The organism is Engelhardtia mirabilis (genome assembly GCF_007748095.1).
Taxonomy (GTDB): domain Bacteria; phylum Planctomycetota; class UBA1135; order UBA1135.
In genome coordinates this window covers 1072268-1087674 of record NZ_CP036287.1, presented here as the reverse complement: position 1 = coordinate 1087674, position 15407 = coordinate 1072268, and the positions used below count along the sequence as shown (strand labels likewise).

The window sequence follows — 15407 nt, the reverse complement described above, 5'->3', positions numbered from 1 at the left end:
CAAGCTCGTCCGCACGGGCCCCAAGACGGCCATGATGGACCAGTGGTGGTCCGCCAAGGAGGAGCAGCCCGAGGCCCTGCTGTTCTTCCGCATGGGCGACTTCTACGAGCTGTTCGGTGACGACGCCGTCGTCGCCAGCCGCGAGCTCGGCATCACCCTCACCAAGCGCGACAAGGGCGACGACGCCCTGCCCATGGCCGGGGTCCCGGTGCGCTCGGTCGAGGGGCACCTGTTGCGCCTGGTCCGCAAGGGCATCAAGGTCGCGATCTGCGAGCAGCTCACCGACCCCAAGCAGACCAAGGGCATCGTCCAGCGCGGCATCGTGCGCGTGGTGACGGCGGGGACGATCACCGAGGAGGACGCCCTCGACGCGCGGGCCTCGAACTTCCTGTGCGCCGTGCACTTCGAGAAGAAGGGCGCCGGTCTGGCCTGGGTCGACGTGTCCACCGGTCGCTTCCACGTGGCCGAGGTGCCCAGCGCCGGGGTGCCGGACCTGATCGCGCAGATCGACCCGGCCGAGCTGCTCCTGTCGAGCGAGGCCGTGGATCGCGCGCCGGAGGTGGCCACCGAGCTGTACCGGACCCTCGAGCGCCGCGTCACCGAGCGCGAGGCCTGGCGTTTCGACCCGGGCGGCATGGAGCGCGTCCTGCGCCAGCACTTCGGAGTGCAGACCTTCGCCGGCTTCGGGGTGGAGGACGGCTCGGCGATCGTGCCCGCCGCCGGCGCCCTGCTCGAGTACCTGGCCGAGACCCAGAAGAGCTCCTGCGACCACATCCGCCGCATCGAGGTGGCCGAGCCCTCGCGGCACCTGGTGCTGGATCGCGCGACGCGCTCGTGCCTGGAGTTGGTGGTGACCCAACGCGAGGCGCGGCGCGAGGGGACGGTGCTCGACGTGCTCGACTCCACCTGCACGCCCATGGGCGGGCGGCTCCTGCGCGAGTGGCTGCTGGAGCCCCTGCGCGAGGTCGAACCGATCGTCCACCGCCAGCAGGGCGTGGCCGAGTTCGTGGCCCAGCCCTTCCTGCGCGAGGACGTGCGCGAGCTCCTGCGCGAGGTGCGCGACCTCGAACGCCTGGTGGCGAAGATCTCCACCGGCCGCGCCAACGGACGCGACCTCTTGGCCCTGGCCCAGTCGACCGATCTGATGCCGCGACTCCTGGAGCGGCTCGAAGGCAGCTATTCGGGCATCCTGAGCGAGCTGGCGGCAGCCATCGACCCACTCGGCGACCTGACCCAGCGCGTCTCGCAGACCCTCGTCGACGAGCCGCCGCCGACGATCCGCGAGGGCAACCTGATCCGCGCGGGCTTCAACGGGGAGCTCGACGAGCTGCGCTCGATCGCCGGTGACGGCAAGACCTGGATGGCCAAGTTCCAGGCCGAGGAGTCCGAGCGCGCCGGGATCCCCGGGCTCAAGATCGGCTTCAACTCGGTCTTCGGCTACTTCCTCGAGGTGCCCCGCGGGCAGGTCGACAAGGTCCCCGAGAACTACATCCGCAAGCAGACGATCAAGACCGCCGAGCGCTACATCACCCCCGAGCTGAAGGAGTTCGAGGGCAAGGTGCTGCAGGCCGAGGAGCGCTCCAAGGCGCTCGAGTACGAGCTCTTCGGGAGCCTGCGCGACGAGCTCGCCGGCCAGCTCGGGCGCGTGCTCGACACGGCCCACGCGGTGGCCGCGGTGGACGCCCTGGCGTCCCTGGCGCAGACCGCGTCGGAGAACCGCTACGTGGCCCCCACCGTCGACGACTCGGGCGAGCTCGAGATCGTCGAGGGTCGGCATCCGGTGATCGAGCTGAGCGCGAGCTGTGAGTCCTTCGTGCCCAACGACACGCGCCTGGACACCGAGCGCCGCTCACTGACGATCCTGACCGGCCCCAACATGGCCGGTAAGTCGACCTACATCCGTCAGACGGCCCTGATCGTGCTCTTGGCCCAGATCGGCTCCTTCGTACCGGCGGACTCCGCCCGCGTGGGCGTGGTCGACCGCATCTTCACCCGCGTGGGCTCGGGCGACGACATCAGCCGCGGCGAGTCGACCTTCATGGTCGAGATGGTCGAGATCGCCAACATCCTCAACAACGCGACCCGCAGATCTCTGGTCGTGCTGGACGAGGTCGGCCGCGGCACCAGCACCTTCGACGGCCTGGCCCTGGCCTGGTCGATCGTCGAGCACATCCACGGCAAGATCGGCGCGCGCACGCTTTTCGCAACCCACTACCACCAGCTGACCGAGCTGGCCCAGCGCCTCGATGGTGTCGCCAACCTCTCGGTGGCCGTGCGCGAATGGGGTGACGAGATCGTCTTCCTCCACAAGATCATCGAGGGCGGCACCGACCGCTCCTACGGCATCCACGTCGCGCGCCTGGCCGGCGTGCCGCCCGAAGTCATCGGCCGCGCGCGCCAGATCCTGGGCGAGATCGAGGGCGACGCCGCCGACCTGGCGCCGCGAATCGCGGGGGACGCGGCGGGCTCGCGCTCGGGCGGCGCCAGCCGCGTGGCCGACGGCCCGGTGCAGCTGGACCTGTTCGCCAGCCAGCCCAGCCCCGTCGACCGCGACCTGCGCGAGCTGGACCTCGACCAGCTCTCGCCGATCGACGCCCTGCTCAAGCTGCGCGAGCTGAAGGCGATGATCGGCGACGGCTGAAGCCGCGCGCCAGCGCGACTCGTCGCGACCACCCGCGCACTTCAGCGACCGTCGCCCATCTCGAGTGCCTCGCTCGAAACGAGTCGGGACGAGGACGGGACCGTCCCTATGGAGATTGCGCGCGCTCCTTACGCGAAGAGAACCTTCGATGGCGACGCGGGGCACCCCATTCACGGGCGCGCGAGGGCCGCCTGTGGCCAACGGTGAGGCGTCTGGCCCATCGGCCGATTGCAGGTCCGGCGCGAGAATGTCAATCTCCCTCGGCCCCGAGCGAGTGCCTGTGGGGTGACCGCAGGCCAAGAAGCGTCTCGACCGCAACCCGTCGTCTCGACCTTGCGGAGCCCATGAATCACCGCCAAAAGCTCTACGCGACCGCCGCAATCGCGCTGCTCGCATCGGGCTGCGCCGCGACCCATCGCGAGGTGCCCGCGCCGGACCTCGTGATCGCGCCCACCCCCCTGGAGGGTGCTGCCGGCGAGTTCCTTTCGCCCTACAACCGCTCGGGCGAGTTGGCGCCATGGGCCATGGTGGCGATCGAGACGGGGCTCGCGAGCGAGGTCGAGGACGACCTCGAGCTCGAGCAGCGGGGCGTGATCGACTCGACCGTGCGGGCCTTCAGTCGCACTTTCGGCGACGACCCGCGGATCAACGAGGCCGTGGTCGAGGCGGCCGGCGGTTGGGACGAGATCCGCGCGGGGACCGACCAGTCCTTCGTCGAGGCCGTCGACCTGTCGACCTTCCTCTACGCGAACTACTCCCTCGATCCGGACTACCGCTCGGCCCTGGCGGTGGTCTTCGACCTCTTCCCCGAGGTTCGCAGCACCTACGCGGGTGCGGTGCGCCGCGCGGCCACGCAGAGCGCCGCGCCGGCCGTCGGCAGCTCGGGCCCCTGAATCGCGCCAGTCGGCGATCCTTCTCGCAACGTTCGGGGCTCCCCGCCGGCGCTAGAATCCCGCTCGCCATGACCATCGTCCTCAACGAAGTCGAGGCGCGCCTGCTCGGCGTGCTGATCGAGAAGCAGCTCACAACGCCGGAGCAGTACCCCCTGTCGATCAAGGCCCTGGTGGCCGGATCGAACCAGAAATCCAACCGCCACCCGGTGGTGCACTTCGGCGAGGCCGAGGCGCACGTCGGCGCCCAGGGCCTGGAGGCCAAGGGCCTGGCGAACCGGGTGCCGCCGGGCATGGGGGCGCGGGTCGAGCGCTATGAGCACTTGGCGCGGCAGACCCTCTCGCTCGATCGGGCCGAGCTGGCCGTGGTCGCGGAGTTGCTGTTGCGCGGGCCTCAGCAGCCGGGTGAGCTGCGCACGCGCGCGAGCCGCATGAGCGCGATCGACACCTTGGCCGAGCTCGGGCAGTTGCTCGATAAGCTGATCGGGGTCCGCCTGGTGAAGCGCCTGGCGCCGTCGCCGGGGACGCGCGCGGAGCGCTATCGCGAGCTGCTCTCGTCGCCGGCCGCGCCGGCCGGTGTCGCTGCGACGCAGAGCTCGCGCCCCCTCACGCCCGAAGAGATCGTCCGGCGACACGACGAGCAGGCGGCGGCGCGCAAGGCCCAGGAGCGCGGCGAGTCGGGGCGCGCGGACGACCCGGCGCCCCAGCAGTCAGACCCCTTCCTTGCGCCCGCCGCCGAGTCACGACCCACCCACCCGACCCACGACGCCAGTTCCGACCGCGTATCCGAGCTCGAGCGCCGAATCACCCAGCTAGAACAACGCCTTGCGAGCCTGCTCGAGAAGCTCGGCGAGGACGTCTGAGCCTTCAGAAGCGCACGCCGACGAACAGGCCGACCTGGTCGTTGTCGAAGTCCACGGTCGCCGCGTTGCCGCCGTCCAGCTGCACGGTGGAGCTCGCGCCCGCGAGTCGGCGGTAGTCGATCCCCACGTGTAGCCAGCGGGTCAGCCGGAGCTGGAGCCCGGCGCGCAAGTAGTTGCCGGTGGGCGCGTCGGCGAAGCCCAGGCCGGCCACGTCGACGTTGGCGTAGACCTTCGTGACTCCCGCGGCGATGAAGGGCTCGAGCGGGAAGCCGCCGGGTCCGGCGCGATAGAGGTAGAGGCGCAGGCCCGCGGAGACGCCGATCAACGTCAGCTCGACGTCCAGCGGCGCAAAGCCGGGCCCAATGGCGAGGCTGGTCGCCGAAGATCCGTAGCTGGCGCCGAACTCGAAGCCGAGCGGCACCTGCGGCCAGGGCAGCACGATGCCCTCGGCTCCGACGATGTCGAACTGGGCGATGTCCTCGAGCCCCTCCGCCACCTGATCCAGCTGTCGGTCGGCCGCGTACACGTTCAGCGTCGCGTAGGACGGCTCGGGGGAGGACGGCGCCGGCTCGACTGCGACGCGCTGCACCGCCGGAGACTCGGTCTGCAGCGCGCCGCACCCCGCCGCGATCGCGGCCAGGGCCACGGCGGCGAAGGACTCAGAACGCCAGACCCAACCAGACGGAGAACTGGGCGCCGTCGAGACTCGAGTCCGACACGGTGAGAGGACCGGCTGCAATGTCGATGTCAGTTTCGTGGTGTACGCGGTAGTCGAAACTGAGCACGACCCGCCGGGAGAGGTGGCAGGCGAGTCCGACGCGCACGTAGGCACCGATCGCATCGGCGTCGTCCTCGACCGGCCCACTCTCGAGCTCCGCGTGCAGGAACGACAACCCGCCTGCCACGTAGGGCTCGAGGCGAGGGGTGGTCACGCCCTCGTCCGGCGGAATCGCGAAGCGCAGGCCGATGAAGGCCTCGGTCACCCGCAGGTCGACCTGGGTGGCGAGGTCGGTGTCGTCGGTCACGCGGGTCAGGCCGCCCTCGATCGCCAGGGGCGCGGCGGGCCCGAGGGGGTGGACCAGCTGCAGCCCGAAGCCGCTGAGCCCGTCGGCGCCGGACCAGGCCGCGTCCTCCACCAGCACCCGGTGGCCGAAGCCGAGTTCGACCCGCGGCCGCATGGGAGCGCGGTCCGCGGCTTCCGGAGTGGCCTCCGACCGCGGCGGGACCTCAGGATTGGCCGGTCCGGAATCCTGCGGCGCGGTGCTCGCGCAGCCGAGCAAGACCGCCAGCGAACCCAACAGTGCTGCCGTGAGCGTGTCCATCGACGCGGGATCGTGCCCCTGCCCCGCAATCGCATCAAGCCTGGCGGGTACCGCGGAGGCGAAGCCGCGAGGGGATTTTCGCCATCGGGGGTGCAACCTGCGAGCCGGCCGCCCGTCTCCTTGGGTAGCCGTCAGAATCTGCGGGGATCGGCGTCCCCTCGCGCCGCTCCCGTCCGTCGAGCCTGCGGATGGCCACTGGGGCCACCCGCCGCCGGTGCCCGGGCTGCGCCGGCGCGCGACAAGCTGCCCACGTTTCCGAGAGGCTCACATGGCTCAATACGTCCTGATCCTGCGCGACGACCCCCGACAGTACGACAGCTACAGCCCCGACCAGATGCAGGCCACCATCGCCCGCTACGGCACCTGGGCCCAGGAGCTCGGCGAGCGCCACGCCGGCGGTCAGAAGCTGGCCGGCGCCGACGCCGCCGCCGTCCTGCGACGCGACGGGGATCGAACCGTGGTGACCGACGGCCCCTTCGGCGAGACCAAGGAGATGATCGGCGGCTTCTTCATCATCGAGGCCGACGACCTGGCCCAGGCGATCGAGTTGTGCCGCAACCATCCGCAGCTCGAGGACAAGGGCACGGTGGAGATCCGCCAGGTCGACGACTTGACGAGCTGCGCCTCGGAGACGGCTGGAGTCGAGGCCAGTGCCGGACGCTGAGGACCTCGGCGCATTGCCCCGGGGTCGTGGACCACGCCCTCCCCTGGCAAACCGGTCGCGACCGTGAGCGCCGGTGACCCGACGACCGGCGGCGCTGCGACCGCGCCGCTGGTCGAGAGGCTCTTCCGGCGGGAGTATGCCCAGCTCGTCGCGCGCACCACGCGGCGGCTGGGCGCCCACCGCTTGTCGCTGGCGGAGGACGTGGCCCAGGAGGCCCTGGTGCGGGCGCTGATGGTCTGGCCCTTCGAGGGCATTCCGCGAAGGCCCGGCGCGTGGCTGGCGATGGTGGCGGAGCGCGCGGCCATCGATCACCTGCGGCGAGAGGGGCGACAGGAGGGCTTCGACGCCATTCCAGAGCCGGCTTCGCCCGCGCCGGTGACGAATGAAGACGAGGACCTGTTGCGACTGATGCTGCTGTGCTGCCACCCCAGCCTGCCGATCGAGTCGCGCCTGGCCCTCGTGCTGAAGACCGCCTGCGGCTTCGGCAACGACGAGATCGCGGCCGGATTGCTGACGACCTCCGAAGCCGTCAAGCGGCGCCTGTCCCGGGCCCACGCGATCCTGCGCGACGGATCCGTCGATCTGGAGTGCGAAGGGGACGAGCGCGCACGGCGACTCGACTCGCTGCTCTTGGCCCTGTACCTGCTGTTCAACGAGGGTCACTCCTCGGCGCGCGAGGAGGCGCACGTGCGCGCGGAGCTGGTCGACGAGGCCCTTCGTTTGGTGCGGCTGGTCGCGGACGACCGGCGTCTCGCCGGTCCCCAGGTCCACGCCCTGGCGGCGCTGTTCTGCCTCCAGGCCGCGCGGGTCGAGGCCCGGCTCGACGAGGGCGGCGTCCCCCTCTCCCTGGCGGAGCAGGATCGCTCGCGTTGGGATCGCGCGCTGACGGCGGAGGGCTTCGTGCGACTGGAGCGCTCCATGAGCGGCGAGCGCGAGACCCGCTATCACCTGGAGGCGGCCATCGCTGCAGCCCACGCAGCGGCTCCGAGTTGGGGCGATACGGACTGGCGACACTTGCTCCTGCTCTACGACCGACTGCTGCGCTGCCACCCCTCGCCGGTGGTGGCCCTGGGTCGCTGCGTAGCCCTGGCCCAGGTCACGGGCCCGCGTGCGGGGCTCGCTGAGCTCGATCGCATCGATGCCTCGGTCGAGCTGCCCCTGCGCACCGCGACTCGGGCCCAGCTCTTGTGGCTCGCGGGTGATCTCGAAGCCGCGACCGACGCGTTCCGCCGCGCCATCGAGGAGGAACGCTCGCCCTCTCGCCGTCGATTTCTCGAGCGTCGATGGACCGCCTGCAGCTCCGGCGGCGCGCCCCTGGACTGGTGAGGCCCTCTGAGGCGTTCGTGCGAACGCCTCCCGCCTCAGACCCCGCGGGGTCGGGGCGCGCGCTCGAGGTAGGTCACGTAGCGATCCGCGCAGTGGCTCCAGTGGCACTCGTCGTCCACGAACGCGCGCGCGGCCGCGGAGAGCCGCTCGACCCGCGCGGCGTCGTCGCGCAGCTCCACCATCGCCCGCGCGACAGCGTCCACTTCGCCCTCGCCGAGGGGCACCTTGATGGTGCACGCATCGGGCAGTTCGCGCTGCTCGGCCGCATTGCTGGCGATCACCGCACGGCCCAGCCCGAAGGCTTGGAAGATGCCCCCGGAGGTGCCGCCGCTGGTCGGACCACGCAGATTGATCGACACATCGCCGGCGTGCAGCCAGCGCCAGGCATCTTCCTCGCTGACGAAGCCGGGGAAGTGCACCGCGTCGCCGAGACCCATGGACTCGGCCACCTCGCGCGCGTCGAAGGACTCAGAGCAAACTCGTCCGGCCATCGCCAGACGAATGTCCGGCCGCTCGCGGCGGGCTTGGGCCAGGGCTGCGAGAACGCGATCCACGCGCTTGTGCGCCTGCACTCCGCCCAGGCTGGTGACCAGGAAGCCGTCGGCCCAGGAACGCGGCAGGCCCAGCTCGAGTCGGGCAGCGGCGCGGGTCTGTTCGTGCCAGCGGCGCTCGGCTCCGTGGTGCACGACCCCTACGCCGACGTTCGGCCGAGTCGCGCGAATGTGCTCGGCGACGAACTCGCTGTGTACGACGAACCCGTCCGCGTGGCGCACGACGCCCCGATTGAGGGGCAGGTCGAAGCGAAAGTCCGACAGGCTGGACGGCCGCAGCGGGACCGCAGCCGGCGCGCGCAGGTCCAGGTCGTGTCGCCCGTCTGCATCGGACCATTCGATGCGCTCGATGAAGGCCCCCAGTCGCCGCGCGTCACCGTGCAGGCGCTGCTCCTTCGTCACCCGCACCGGATCCACGTGCAGCACCAGCGTCGGCCGCTCGCGCTCGGCGGGCTCGATCTCGAGGCGCTCCCAGGGCTGCTCCGGCGTCGTGCGGTACCTCGCCAGGACCTGCCCGCCCTGGCGCAGCTCGACCCGTCGGCCCACGGGGGCGTTGAAGGTCACCGCAACGGATCGGACGCCCTCGGCGGGGATGCGGAACACGCCGTTGTCGGCGACCCAACGACCGGTGCCCTCGGGCGCGTGCCAGCCGCCCACCAGGTTGCCCGGGCGACCATTGGGCTCCACCGGTTGCAGGGGTCGCCGGCGCTCCTGGCGGCGGGCACCGAAGGCGCGCACATAGGTGGCCAACTGGGTCCTGCCGCCGAGGCGACCGGCGAGGGTCGCGCCCTTGACTCCGCCCCTCACCAGCGCCGGGTGACAGGCCATGGCAAGGTCGAAGAGCACCCAGTCGTGCTGCATCACGACCCCGCCTAGGCGCTGGATCGCAGGCACCATGAAGGCGTGGTTCGCCTCGTTGCCCAGCTGGTACAGGATCCGATCCGCGGCTCCGGCCCCCAGGGTAGACAGCGCGCGCGTGGTGAACCCGTCGAGCTGCGTGCCCTCGGTCCCGTCGCGCACGTAGACCTCCACCTGGCACCTCTGCGCCAGGTAGGGCAGCAGGTGACGGGTGTAATCACCGATGCCGGAGTGAATCTCCGGCGCTGTGGTTACGAGAGCTAACTTCACCGATTAGGCCTGCGCACGCGACCGCGGGGGGCCGCTGGGGAGAGCGCTGGGCAGCCGTTCGTCGGGTGCCGTACGTCGGGAGACGATCGTCAGGCGGCAGTCAATATCTCAACCCCGTCCGGGCCGAGATACATCGTGTGTTCGGTTTGCGCGACCATTACGCCCGGGTCCTCCACGAGGGGCGGATAGCGCATCAGCGAGCCCTGGCGGGCGAGCTTCGCGATCACGTCCTCGACTGCCTCTTGATCCAGATCGGCGAAGTAGCGCCGAGCGATGGGCAGGCCACGCCAAGCTTCGATCGCCTTGAGCACGTCCCGGTCCAGTCCGCGGGCCTTGCGCGGCGGGCGGACCATCATGAAGACCTCGGCCCGGCCCTGCTCGCGGATGTAGCCGCGTCCGGTGCAGGCGAAGGGTTCCACGGCGAAGACCATGCCCTGCTTGATGCGCCCGCCGCCGCGCTCGGCGTAGGAGGGGATCTGTGGCGCCGTGTGAACCTTCCAGCGGCCCAGACCGTGGCCGGTGAGGTTGCGGACCGGCTCGAAGCCGGCGGACATGATCGTGCGCTCGACCGTCGCGCCCACCTCGCCCACCGGAACGCCGTCCTCGATGGTGGCGATGGCCCCGGCCAGGGCGTCGGAACTGGCCTTGATCAGGGCCCCCCAACGACCGTCCGTCGAGAGGTCGACGGTGCAGGCCGTGTCGGCGATGTAGCCATCGACGTGCACGCCCATGTCGACCTTGACGCAATCACCCTCCTCGTAGCGGGTGGTGTCCCCCGGTGCCGAGCAGTAGTGGGCGGCGCAATCGTTGCGGCTGGACTGGGCCGGAAAGGCCATGTCGGCACCGCGTTCGCGGATCATCGACTCGATCGTCTCGAGGATCGAACGCAGCTCGACCCCCGGCTGGATCGCCTGCCTGGCCCATTCGCGGCACTCCGCCGCAATGCGCCCTGCCTTCCGGTGACACTCGAGTCCGTATTGATCCACGGCGGGAAGATAGTCCGACGGCCCAGAAGAGGCAATCCGGCGGGCCCGCGGATCCCGGGCACACAGAGCTGATCGGGTGCGCTGGGCGGGAATCCTGACGAGTGGCGGGGGCTAGACTCGGCGGCGATGGTTTCATCCCCCGAGCAGCCGGTGACGGCTCGTGCCGACCCTAACGCACCCTTGACCAACGGCGCGGGGGCCGCCGCACGGGCGGCCGAGCGGCGTTCGACGGTGCTGGCGGTCCTGGGACTGCTCGCGGTCCTCTCCCTGCTGCTCCGAGAGACGCTCTTCGGCGGGCTGATCCTGACCCAGGCTGACGCCCTGCTCGAGTTCGAGCCCTGGATCCAGGCGGCGCCAGAGGGCCATCGACCGGGCAATCCGCTGCTCCTCGACCAGAGCCTGGTGATCCAGCCCTGGCTGCACTTCGCCCACGAGGAGCTCGCCGCGGGGCGACTGCCCCTTTGGAATCCCTACGACTACGGCGGCCAGCCGGTCCACGCCGCCTACACCGGCGCCTTCCTGTGGCCACTCAACTGGCTGCACTTGGCCAGCGGCTCGTGGCACGCCTTCGCCTGGATCGCCTTCGCCAAGCTGGGCCTGGCCGGGATCGGGATGCTCGTGTTTCTGCGGCGCGGTGGGCTGCGCGCCAGCGCGGCGGCGGCCGGTGCCTTCGGCTACGCCCTGTGCGGGTTCAACGTGGTCTGGCTCGGCCATCCGCACACCAATGTGGCGGCCCTCTTCCCCTGGGCCCTGATAGCCCTGGGCGCCTTGGCCGAGCAGCCCACGGCTCGGCGCGCCGTGTGGGTGGCCGTGGTGGCCGCGGGGATGCTGGTGGGTGGGCACATCCAGACCGCCACCCACACGGCCCTGGTGCTCGCGGCCTACGTCGTCTTCCGCGCCACGACGGCCAGCCCCGAGCGTCCGCGCATGGGCGCGCGAGCCCTGGCCCTCGCGGGGGCAGGCGCCTTGGTCGGCGCGATGGTCGCCGCCCCCGCCCTCTTGCCCTTCGCCGAATACCTCGGACACAGCCGCGCGGCGACCCTCTTCGAAGAGGCCGAGGCCACGGACGCGGTCGCTCTCGCCGATGTGGCGCCGCTGCTCGTGGCCCCGAACCTGCACGGCAACCCGGCCCACGGCGACTACACCGGTCCGAAGGGCCTGAATCTCAACTACTCGGAGCTGGTCGGGCCGTTCGTCGGGCGACTGCTCCTGATCCTGGCCGTGGCCGGCGCGGTGCTGCGCTGGCGCGACGGGCGCGTGCGCTTTCTGGCCGGGCTGAGTCTCTTCGCCCTGCTCGTCGCCTGGCAGGCTCCGCCGCTCTACGACCTTCTGCGCGAAGTGCCGCGCCTGCGCAGCACGAAGCTGATGCGATTCGGCTTGTTCGCGGCCTTCGGGCTGAGTGCCCTGGGCGCCGTGGGGTTGGACGCTTGCCTCTCGCGCCTGCGCCGACACGTCCTGCGCCGCAGCCTGGGCCTGGTCGCCTGCGTGGTGGTGGCCGCCGAGCTGCTGCTGTTCGCCCGCGGCTACAACCCCGCGACGCCGCGTGAGTTGGTGGTCCCGGACTCCGCGACGGTCGACTTCCTGCACGGCGCCGGCGCCGACCAGCGCCCCGAGCGGGTGCTGGGCACGCGCGGGACCTACCTGTTCCCGAACGCGAACCTGTTCCACCGCCTGGCCCTGCCCACCGGCTACGACTCGATCGAGGACGAGCGCATGGCGCAGCTCGTGGGCCTTCTGACCAGCGACGAGCGCGCCCGGCTGTTCGTGAAGGAGATCGGCTACTTCGATCGCTCGATCCCGCTGCTCGATCTCTTGGGCGTGCGTTGGGCCCTGTCCGCCGAGCCCTTGCCACCGCCCTTCGAAGCCGTCCACACGTCCCCCACCGGCCTGGTGACCTGGGAGCGGCCGATGGCCCTGGGGCGTGCCTTCGTCGCCAAGGGGGCAAGGCGCGTCGACGACGACGCCGAGCGCCTGGCGCTGCTCGGCGCCGAGGACTTCGACCCGCGCGTGGCCCTGTTCGAGGGCCCGCCGCCGGCCGGAGCGCAGGCCTACGAGGGCACGGCGCCCCCGGGTGAGGCGAGGCTCGTGGGCCACGCGCCCGGCCTCGCGACGGTCGCGGTGGACGTCGACGCCGTGGCCCTGCTCGTCTTCACCGAGACCTTCGACCAGGGCTGGCACGCCGAAGTCGACGGCCGACCGGTGCCCGTCCAGCGGCTCGACCACGCCCTGTGCGGGATCTGGCTACAGCCGGGCGACCGCACGGTCGAGATGCGCTATGCGCCCGCGTCCTTCCGCGCCGGGTTGGTGCTCGCGGCCGTCGGACTGCTGGTCCTGGCCCTTTGCACCTTCGGTCGGAGCGCACGGCGCTCCCCATGAACCAAATCGCCCTCAGTCTCACCCTGGCACTCGCGGTCAGCAGCGCAAGTTGCGTGGAGACGGTGGCCGTGCGCCAGGCCCAGGCGCCCCTGCCCGAGGTTCTGGTCTCTACCCCGCGCGCCGCCTGGCGGGTGGTGGACGAGGACAGCGACGTGGGCTTCGTGCTGCGCTTCGAGGCCACCGGGGACGGCCGCGCCTTCCACAGCGTTCGCAACGTGTGGAACCAGGAGCTGGGACTGATCGACTCCGAGGGCCGCGCCTGGCGCTATCGGCCCCACAGCACCGAGCCCGATTGGTTGGGGACGGGCCCGGTGAACGAGGGTGCCTCGCGCATCCTGGGCCTCGCGGCCGCGCACCTGGAGCCCGTCAGCCTGGACCAAGTCCGGGGCCGCTGAGACCCGCCGGAGAGCCGGCTTGGGGACTCGCGCGTGGGGTTGTCGGCGCTCTGACGGAGCCCGCCGAGACGTAGGCACGGAAAGAAGTGCTCGCGTGGATTCGGCGCGGGTGCCAACCGCGGATCGATCGGAGCGCTCGCGGGACCGAGTGCCTGCCAGGTCTCCAGCGGACCCAGGGTCGAGGCCGAAGAGGTGCCTACGAGGTCCTTGACCCGCGCGGACGTACCTCAGGTCGGCGCCACTCGATCCCCAGCCCCCCAAGTTTCATCCCCGTCATGATCAGGCTCGAAGCAGGCGAAACCATCGGCACCTACAAGGTGCGTGAGTTCGTTGCTCGTGGTGCATTCGCCTGCGTCTACATCGCCGAAGACCCGCGCGGCGCCAAGGTCGCGCTCAAGGTCGGCGACGTCGCCGGTGGGGGTCGCTACGTGACCCGCTGCCTCGAGGTCACCAGCCACCGTAGTCCCGAGTGGATCAGCCCCGACGAGACGCCGGGCGAGGCGATCTTCTTCCGCAACGACGGCGTGCGGATCGACTTCCTCGACTTGCACGAGATCGACGAGTTGATTCGCTCGGAGGGCAACCTGCTCGAGGCGGCCAAGAGCCAGAACCTCGTGCGCGTGCGCGACTCCTTCGAGCACGAGGGTCGTCCCGTGTTGGCTCTGGACTTCGTGCGCGGCAAGACCCTGCGCGAGAAGGTCCGTGCGCTCGAGGGCATCCGCCTGAACTGGTTCCTGTCGATCGTGCGCGCCCTGCAGCGCCTCGGCAAGGCCGGCACGATGGAGTACCACGGCGACCTCAAGCCCGAGAACATCATCGTCAAGCCCTCCGGCTCGGTCGTCATGATCGACCCCGCGATGCGCGACGGCTCGCGCGGTCTGATCTCGACCACGCCCCACTACAACCCGCTCCTGTTGCAGTCGCCCAAGGCCGACGTGATGGGCATCGGGGTCATGCTGTACGAGATCTTGACCGGCACCCTGCCCTTCGACGAGGTCCCGTGGCAGTACGCCGGCCGCGAACAGGGCGGCGAGGTCGAGCGCCTGTCGCTGTCCTACTTCCTCTCCTATCCGCCGCCGCGGGAGCTCAACCCGAACACGCCCGAGGCCCTCGAGCAGATCGTCTACCGCAGCCTGACGGTGATGGAGTACGGCCTGCCCGAACTCGAGAAGGACCTGGTGGCCTTCCTGCGCAAGCAGTGAGCAACGCGTAGAAGCGTCACCACCACAGGGCCCATCCTCCGCTGAGGGTGGGCCCTGTCTCGTTCGGGCGCGGACCGGTTCGAGCGGCGTTCCGTTCGCAGACGCCGACGCGGCTGCGGGCGGCGTAGACTGCCGGCGCCATGAACGGAGCCCAGATCCTCGAGCTGTGGCGACGCTGCGCGGCGTCCCCGGACCCGCCCGCCGCGTTCACCCGAGAGCTCTTCGCCGCCGTGCCCTACTCGGGCAGCACCGGCGCGCGGGTCGAGGAGTTGAGCCCGGGCCAGGTCCGCGTGACCCTCGAGCAACACCGCGAGGTGGAGAACCACCTGAACTCGATCCACGCGGTGGCCCTGACCAACGTCGGCGAGCTGGCCAGCGGCCTGGCCTTGATCACGGCCCTGCCCGAGGGCATGCGCTCGATCGTGATCGAGCTCTCCACGCGGTACCTCAAGAAGGCCCGCGGAACGCTCACGGCCGAGTGCCGCGCCCCCGCCGTCGAAGCGGGCGAGGAGGCTGAGCTCGAGGTCGAGGCCCCGATCCGCGACAGCCAGGGCGAGGTGGTCGCGTTGGTCACCGCGCGTTGGAAGGTCGGGCCGTTGCCGAAGGGCACCTGAGACGCGCGTTGCCGCGCGAGTACGCGAACACCCGTCGCGTTCAGTCCTCGGGCTCGGGCGCCAGATAGACCAATGCAGCCGCGGAGGCGCGTTCGAAGGTCAGGCCTTCCAGCGCGCCGGCCTCCTGGATGTCCTCGGCGCTGCGCACGAAGACGGCGAAGGCGGCGTTGAGCACGGCGTCGCGGTGCTCGAGGATCCAGGCGCGCAGCAGCTCGAGTTCCGCCGGGCCGGGCGCGTCCGGCAGCTCCAGGGCGCGCGCGGCCATCTGGGCCAGGCCCTCGGACAGCCACTCGCGATCTTGGATGGCGTCGGGTTGGTTGATCATCGCCAGCACCATCCCGCCCAGGACCTTCTGCCTGGTGGAGTCGAAGCCGGCGATCGTCTGACGCAGGGTCTCGCGGTCGGGGAGATCGCTCATCGGCGGCAAGGATAGTCAGACCGGCGCGAGC

14 protein-coding genes are annotated in these 15407 nt (G+C 70.9%); 9 read left to right on the top strand and 5 right to left on the bottom strand.

Going from position 1 to position 15407, the window contains the following annotated elements; genetic code table 11:
* The first annotated feature begins 31 nt into the window (after positions 1 to 31).
* The 3 genes from mutS to Pla133_RS25905 all read left to right on the top strand — a co-directional run bounded on the left by mutS (position 32) and on the right by Pla133_RS25905 (position 4394).
* Entirely contained in the window at positions 32 to 2641 is a 2610-nt protein-coding gene (mutS, locus tag Pla133_RS04055) for a DNA mismatch repair protein MutS (protein ID WP_145062697.1), read from the top strand.
* Positions 2642 to 2985: 344 nt separating this feature from the next.
* Positions 2986 to 3534, top strand: a complete 549-nt coding sequence (locus Pla133_RS25910; protein ID WP_419192107.1) for a hypothetical protein — start codon at positions 2986 to 2988, stop codon at positions 3532 to 3534.
* Positions 3535 to 3602: 68 nt separating this feature from the next.
* On the top strand, positions 3603 to 4394 hold the full coding sequence (locus tag Pla133_RS25905; protein ID WP_419192106.1) for a DUF480 domain-containing protein: 792 nt from the start codon (positions 3603 to 3605) through the stop codon (positions 4392 to 4394).
* 4 nt (positions 4395 to 4398) lie between these two features.
* On the opposite strand, the gene Pla133_RS04045 is transcribed toward Pla133_RS25905, so the two are convergent.
* Positions 4399 to 4983, bottom strand: coding sequence for an outer membrane beta-barrel protein (locus tag Pla133_RS04045; protein WP_145168275.1), 585 nt, complete (start codon positions 4981 to 4983; stop codon positions 4399 to 4401).
* 70 nt (positions 4984 to 5053) lie between these two features.
* A complete protein-coding gene (locus Pla133_RS04040) occupies positions 5054 to 5716 on the bottom strand; it encodes an outer membrane beta-barrel protein (protein ID WP_145062691.1) in 663 nt (220 codons plus the stop codon).
* Between the two features lie 268 nt (positions 5717 to 5984).
* Here Pla133_RS04040 and Pla133_RS25900 point away from each other — a divergent pair, with 268 nt between their 5' ends.
* A complete protein-coding gene (locus Pla133_RS25900; RefSeq protein ID WP_419192105.1) occupies positions 5985 to 6380 on the top strand; it encodes a YciI family protein in 396 nt (131 codons plus the stop codon).
* A 63-nt stretch (positions 6381 to 6443) separates the two neighbouring features.
* A complete protein-coding gene (locus Pla133_RS04030) occupies positions 6444 to 7706 on the top strand; it encodes an RNA polymerase sigma factor (protein ID WP_145062685.1) in 1263 nt (420 codons plus the stop codon).
* 35 nt (positions 7707 to 7741) lie between these two features.
* On the opposite strand, the gene Pla133_RS04025 is transcribed toward Pla133_RS04030, so the two are convergent.
* Both Pla133_RS04025 and map read right to left on the bottom strand, forming a co-directional pair.
* Positions 7742 to 9385 carry a glycosyltransferase family 4 protein gene (locus Pla133_RS04025; RefSeq protein ID WP_145062683.1) on the bottom strand — a complete coding sequence of 548 codons (1644 nt, stop codon included), beginning with the start codon at positions 9383 to 9385 and terminating at the stop codon, positions 7742 to 7744.
* Positions 9386 to 9474: 89 nt separating this feature from the next.
* Entirely contained in the window at positions 9475 to 10371 is an 897-nt protein-coding gene (map, locus tag Pla133_RS04020; RefSeq protein WP_419192104.1) for a type II methionyl aminopeptidase, read from the bottom strand.
* A gap of 126 nt (positions 10372 to 10497) precedes the next feature.
* Between map and Pla133_RS04015 the strand changes: the two genes are divergently transcribed.
* The 4 genes from Pla133_RS04015 (at position 10498) to Pla133_RS04000 (ending at position 14958) form a co-directional block, all read left to right on the top strand.
* On the top strand, positions 10498 to 12747 hold the full coding sequence (locus Pla133_RS04015) for a YfhO family protein (protein WP_145062678.1): 2250 nt from the start codon (positions 10498 to 10500) through the stop codon (positions 12745 to 12747).
* Positions 12744 to 13142, top strand: a complete 399-nt coding sequence (locus Pla133_RS04010) for a hypothetical protein (RefSeq protein ID WP_145062676.1) — start codon at positions 12744 to 12746, stop codon at positions 13140 to 13142. Before Pla133_RS04015 ends, Pla133_RS04010 begins: the two co-directional genes overlap by 4 nt.
* 275 nt (positions 13143 to 13417) lie before the next feature.
* The gene (locus tag Pla133_RS04005) at positions 13418 to 14344 is read left to right on the top strand and encodes a serine/threonine protein kinase (RefSeq protein ID WP_145062674.1); all 927 of its coding nucleotides are present in this window, start codon (positions 13418 to 13420) and stop codon (positions 14342 to 14344) included.
* 140 nt (positions 14345 to 14484) lie between these two features.
* Positions 14485 to 14958 carry a DUF4442 domain-containing protein gene (locus Pla133_RS04000; protein ID WP_145062672.1) on the top strand — a complete coding sequence of 158 codons (474 nt, stop codon included), beginning with the start codon at positions 14485 to 14487 and terminating at the stop codon, positions 14956 to 14958.
* A 40-nt stretch (positions 14959 to 14998) separates the two neighbouring features.
* Here Pla133_RS04000 and Pla133_RS03995 read toward each other — a convergent pair whose 3' ends face one another.
* The gene (locus Pla133_RS03995) at positions 14999 to 15376 is read right to left on the bottom strand and encodes a hypothetical protein (protein WP_145062670.1); all 378 of its coding nucleotides are present in this window, start codon (positions 15374 to 15376) and stop codon (positions 14999 to 15001) included.
* Between the last annotated feature and the right edge of the window lie 31 nt (positions 15377 to 15407).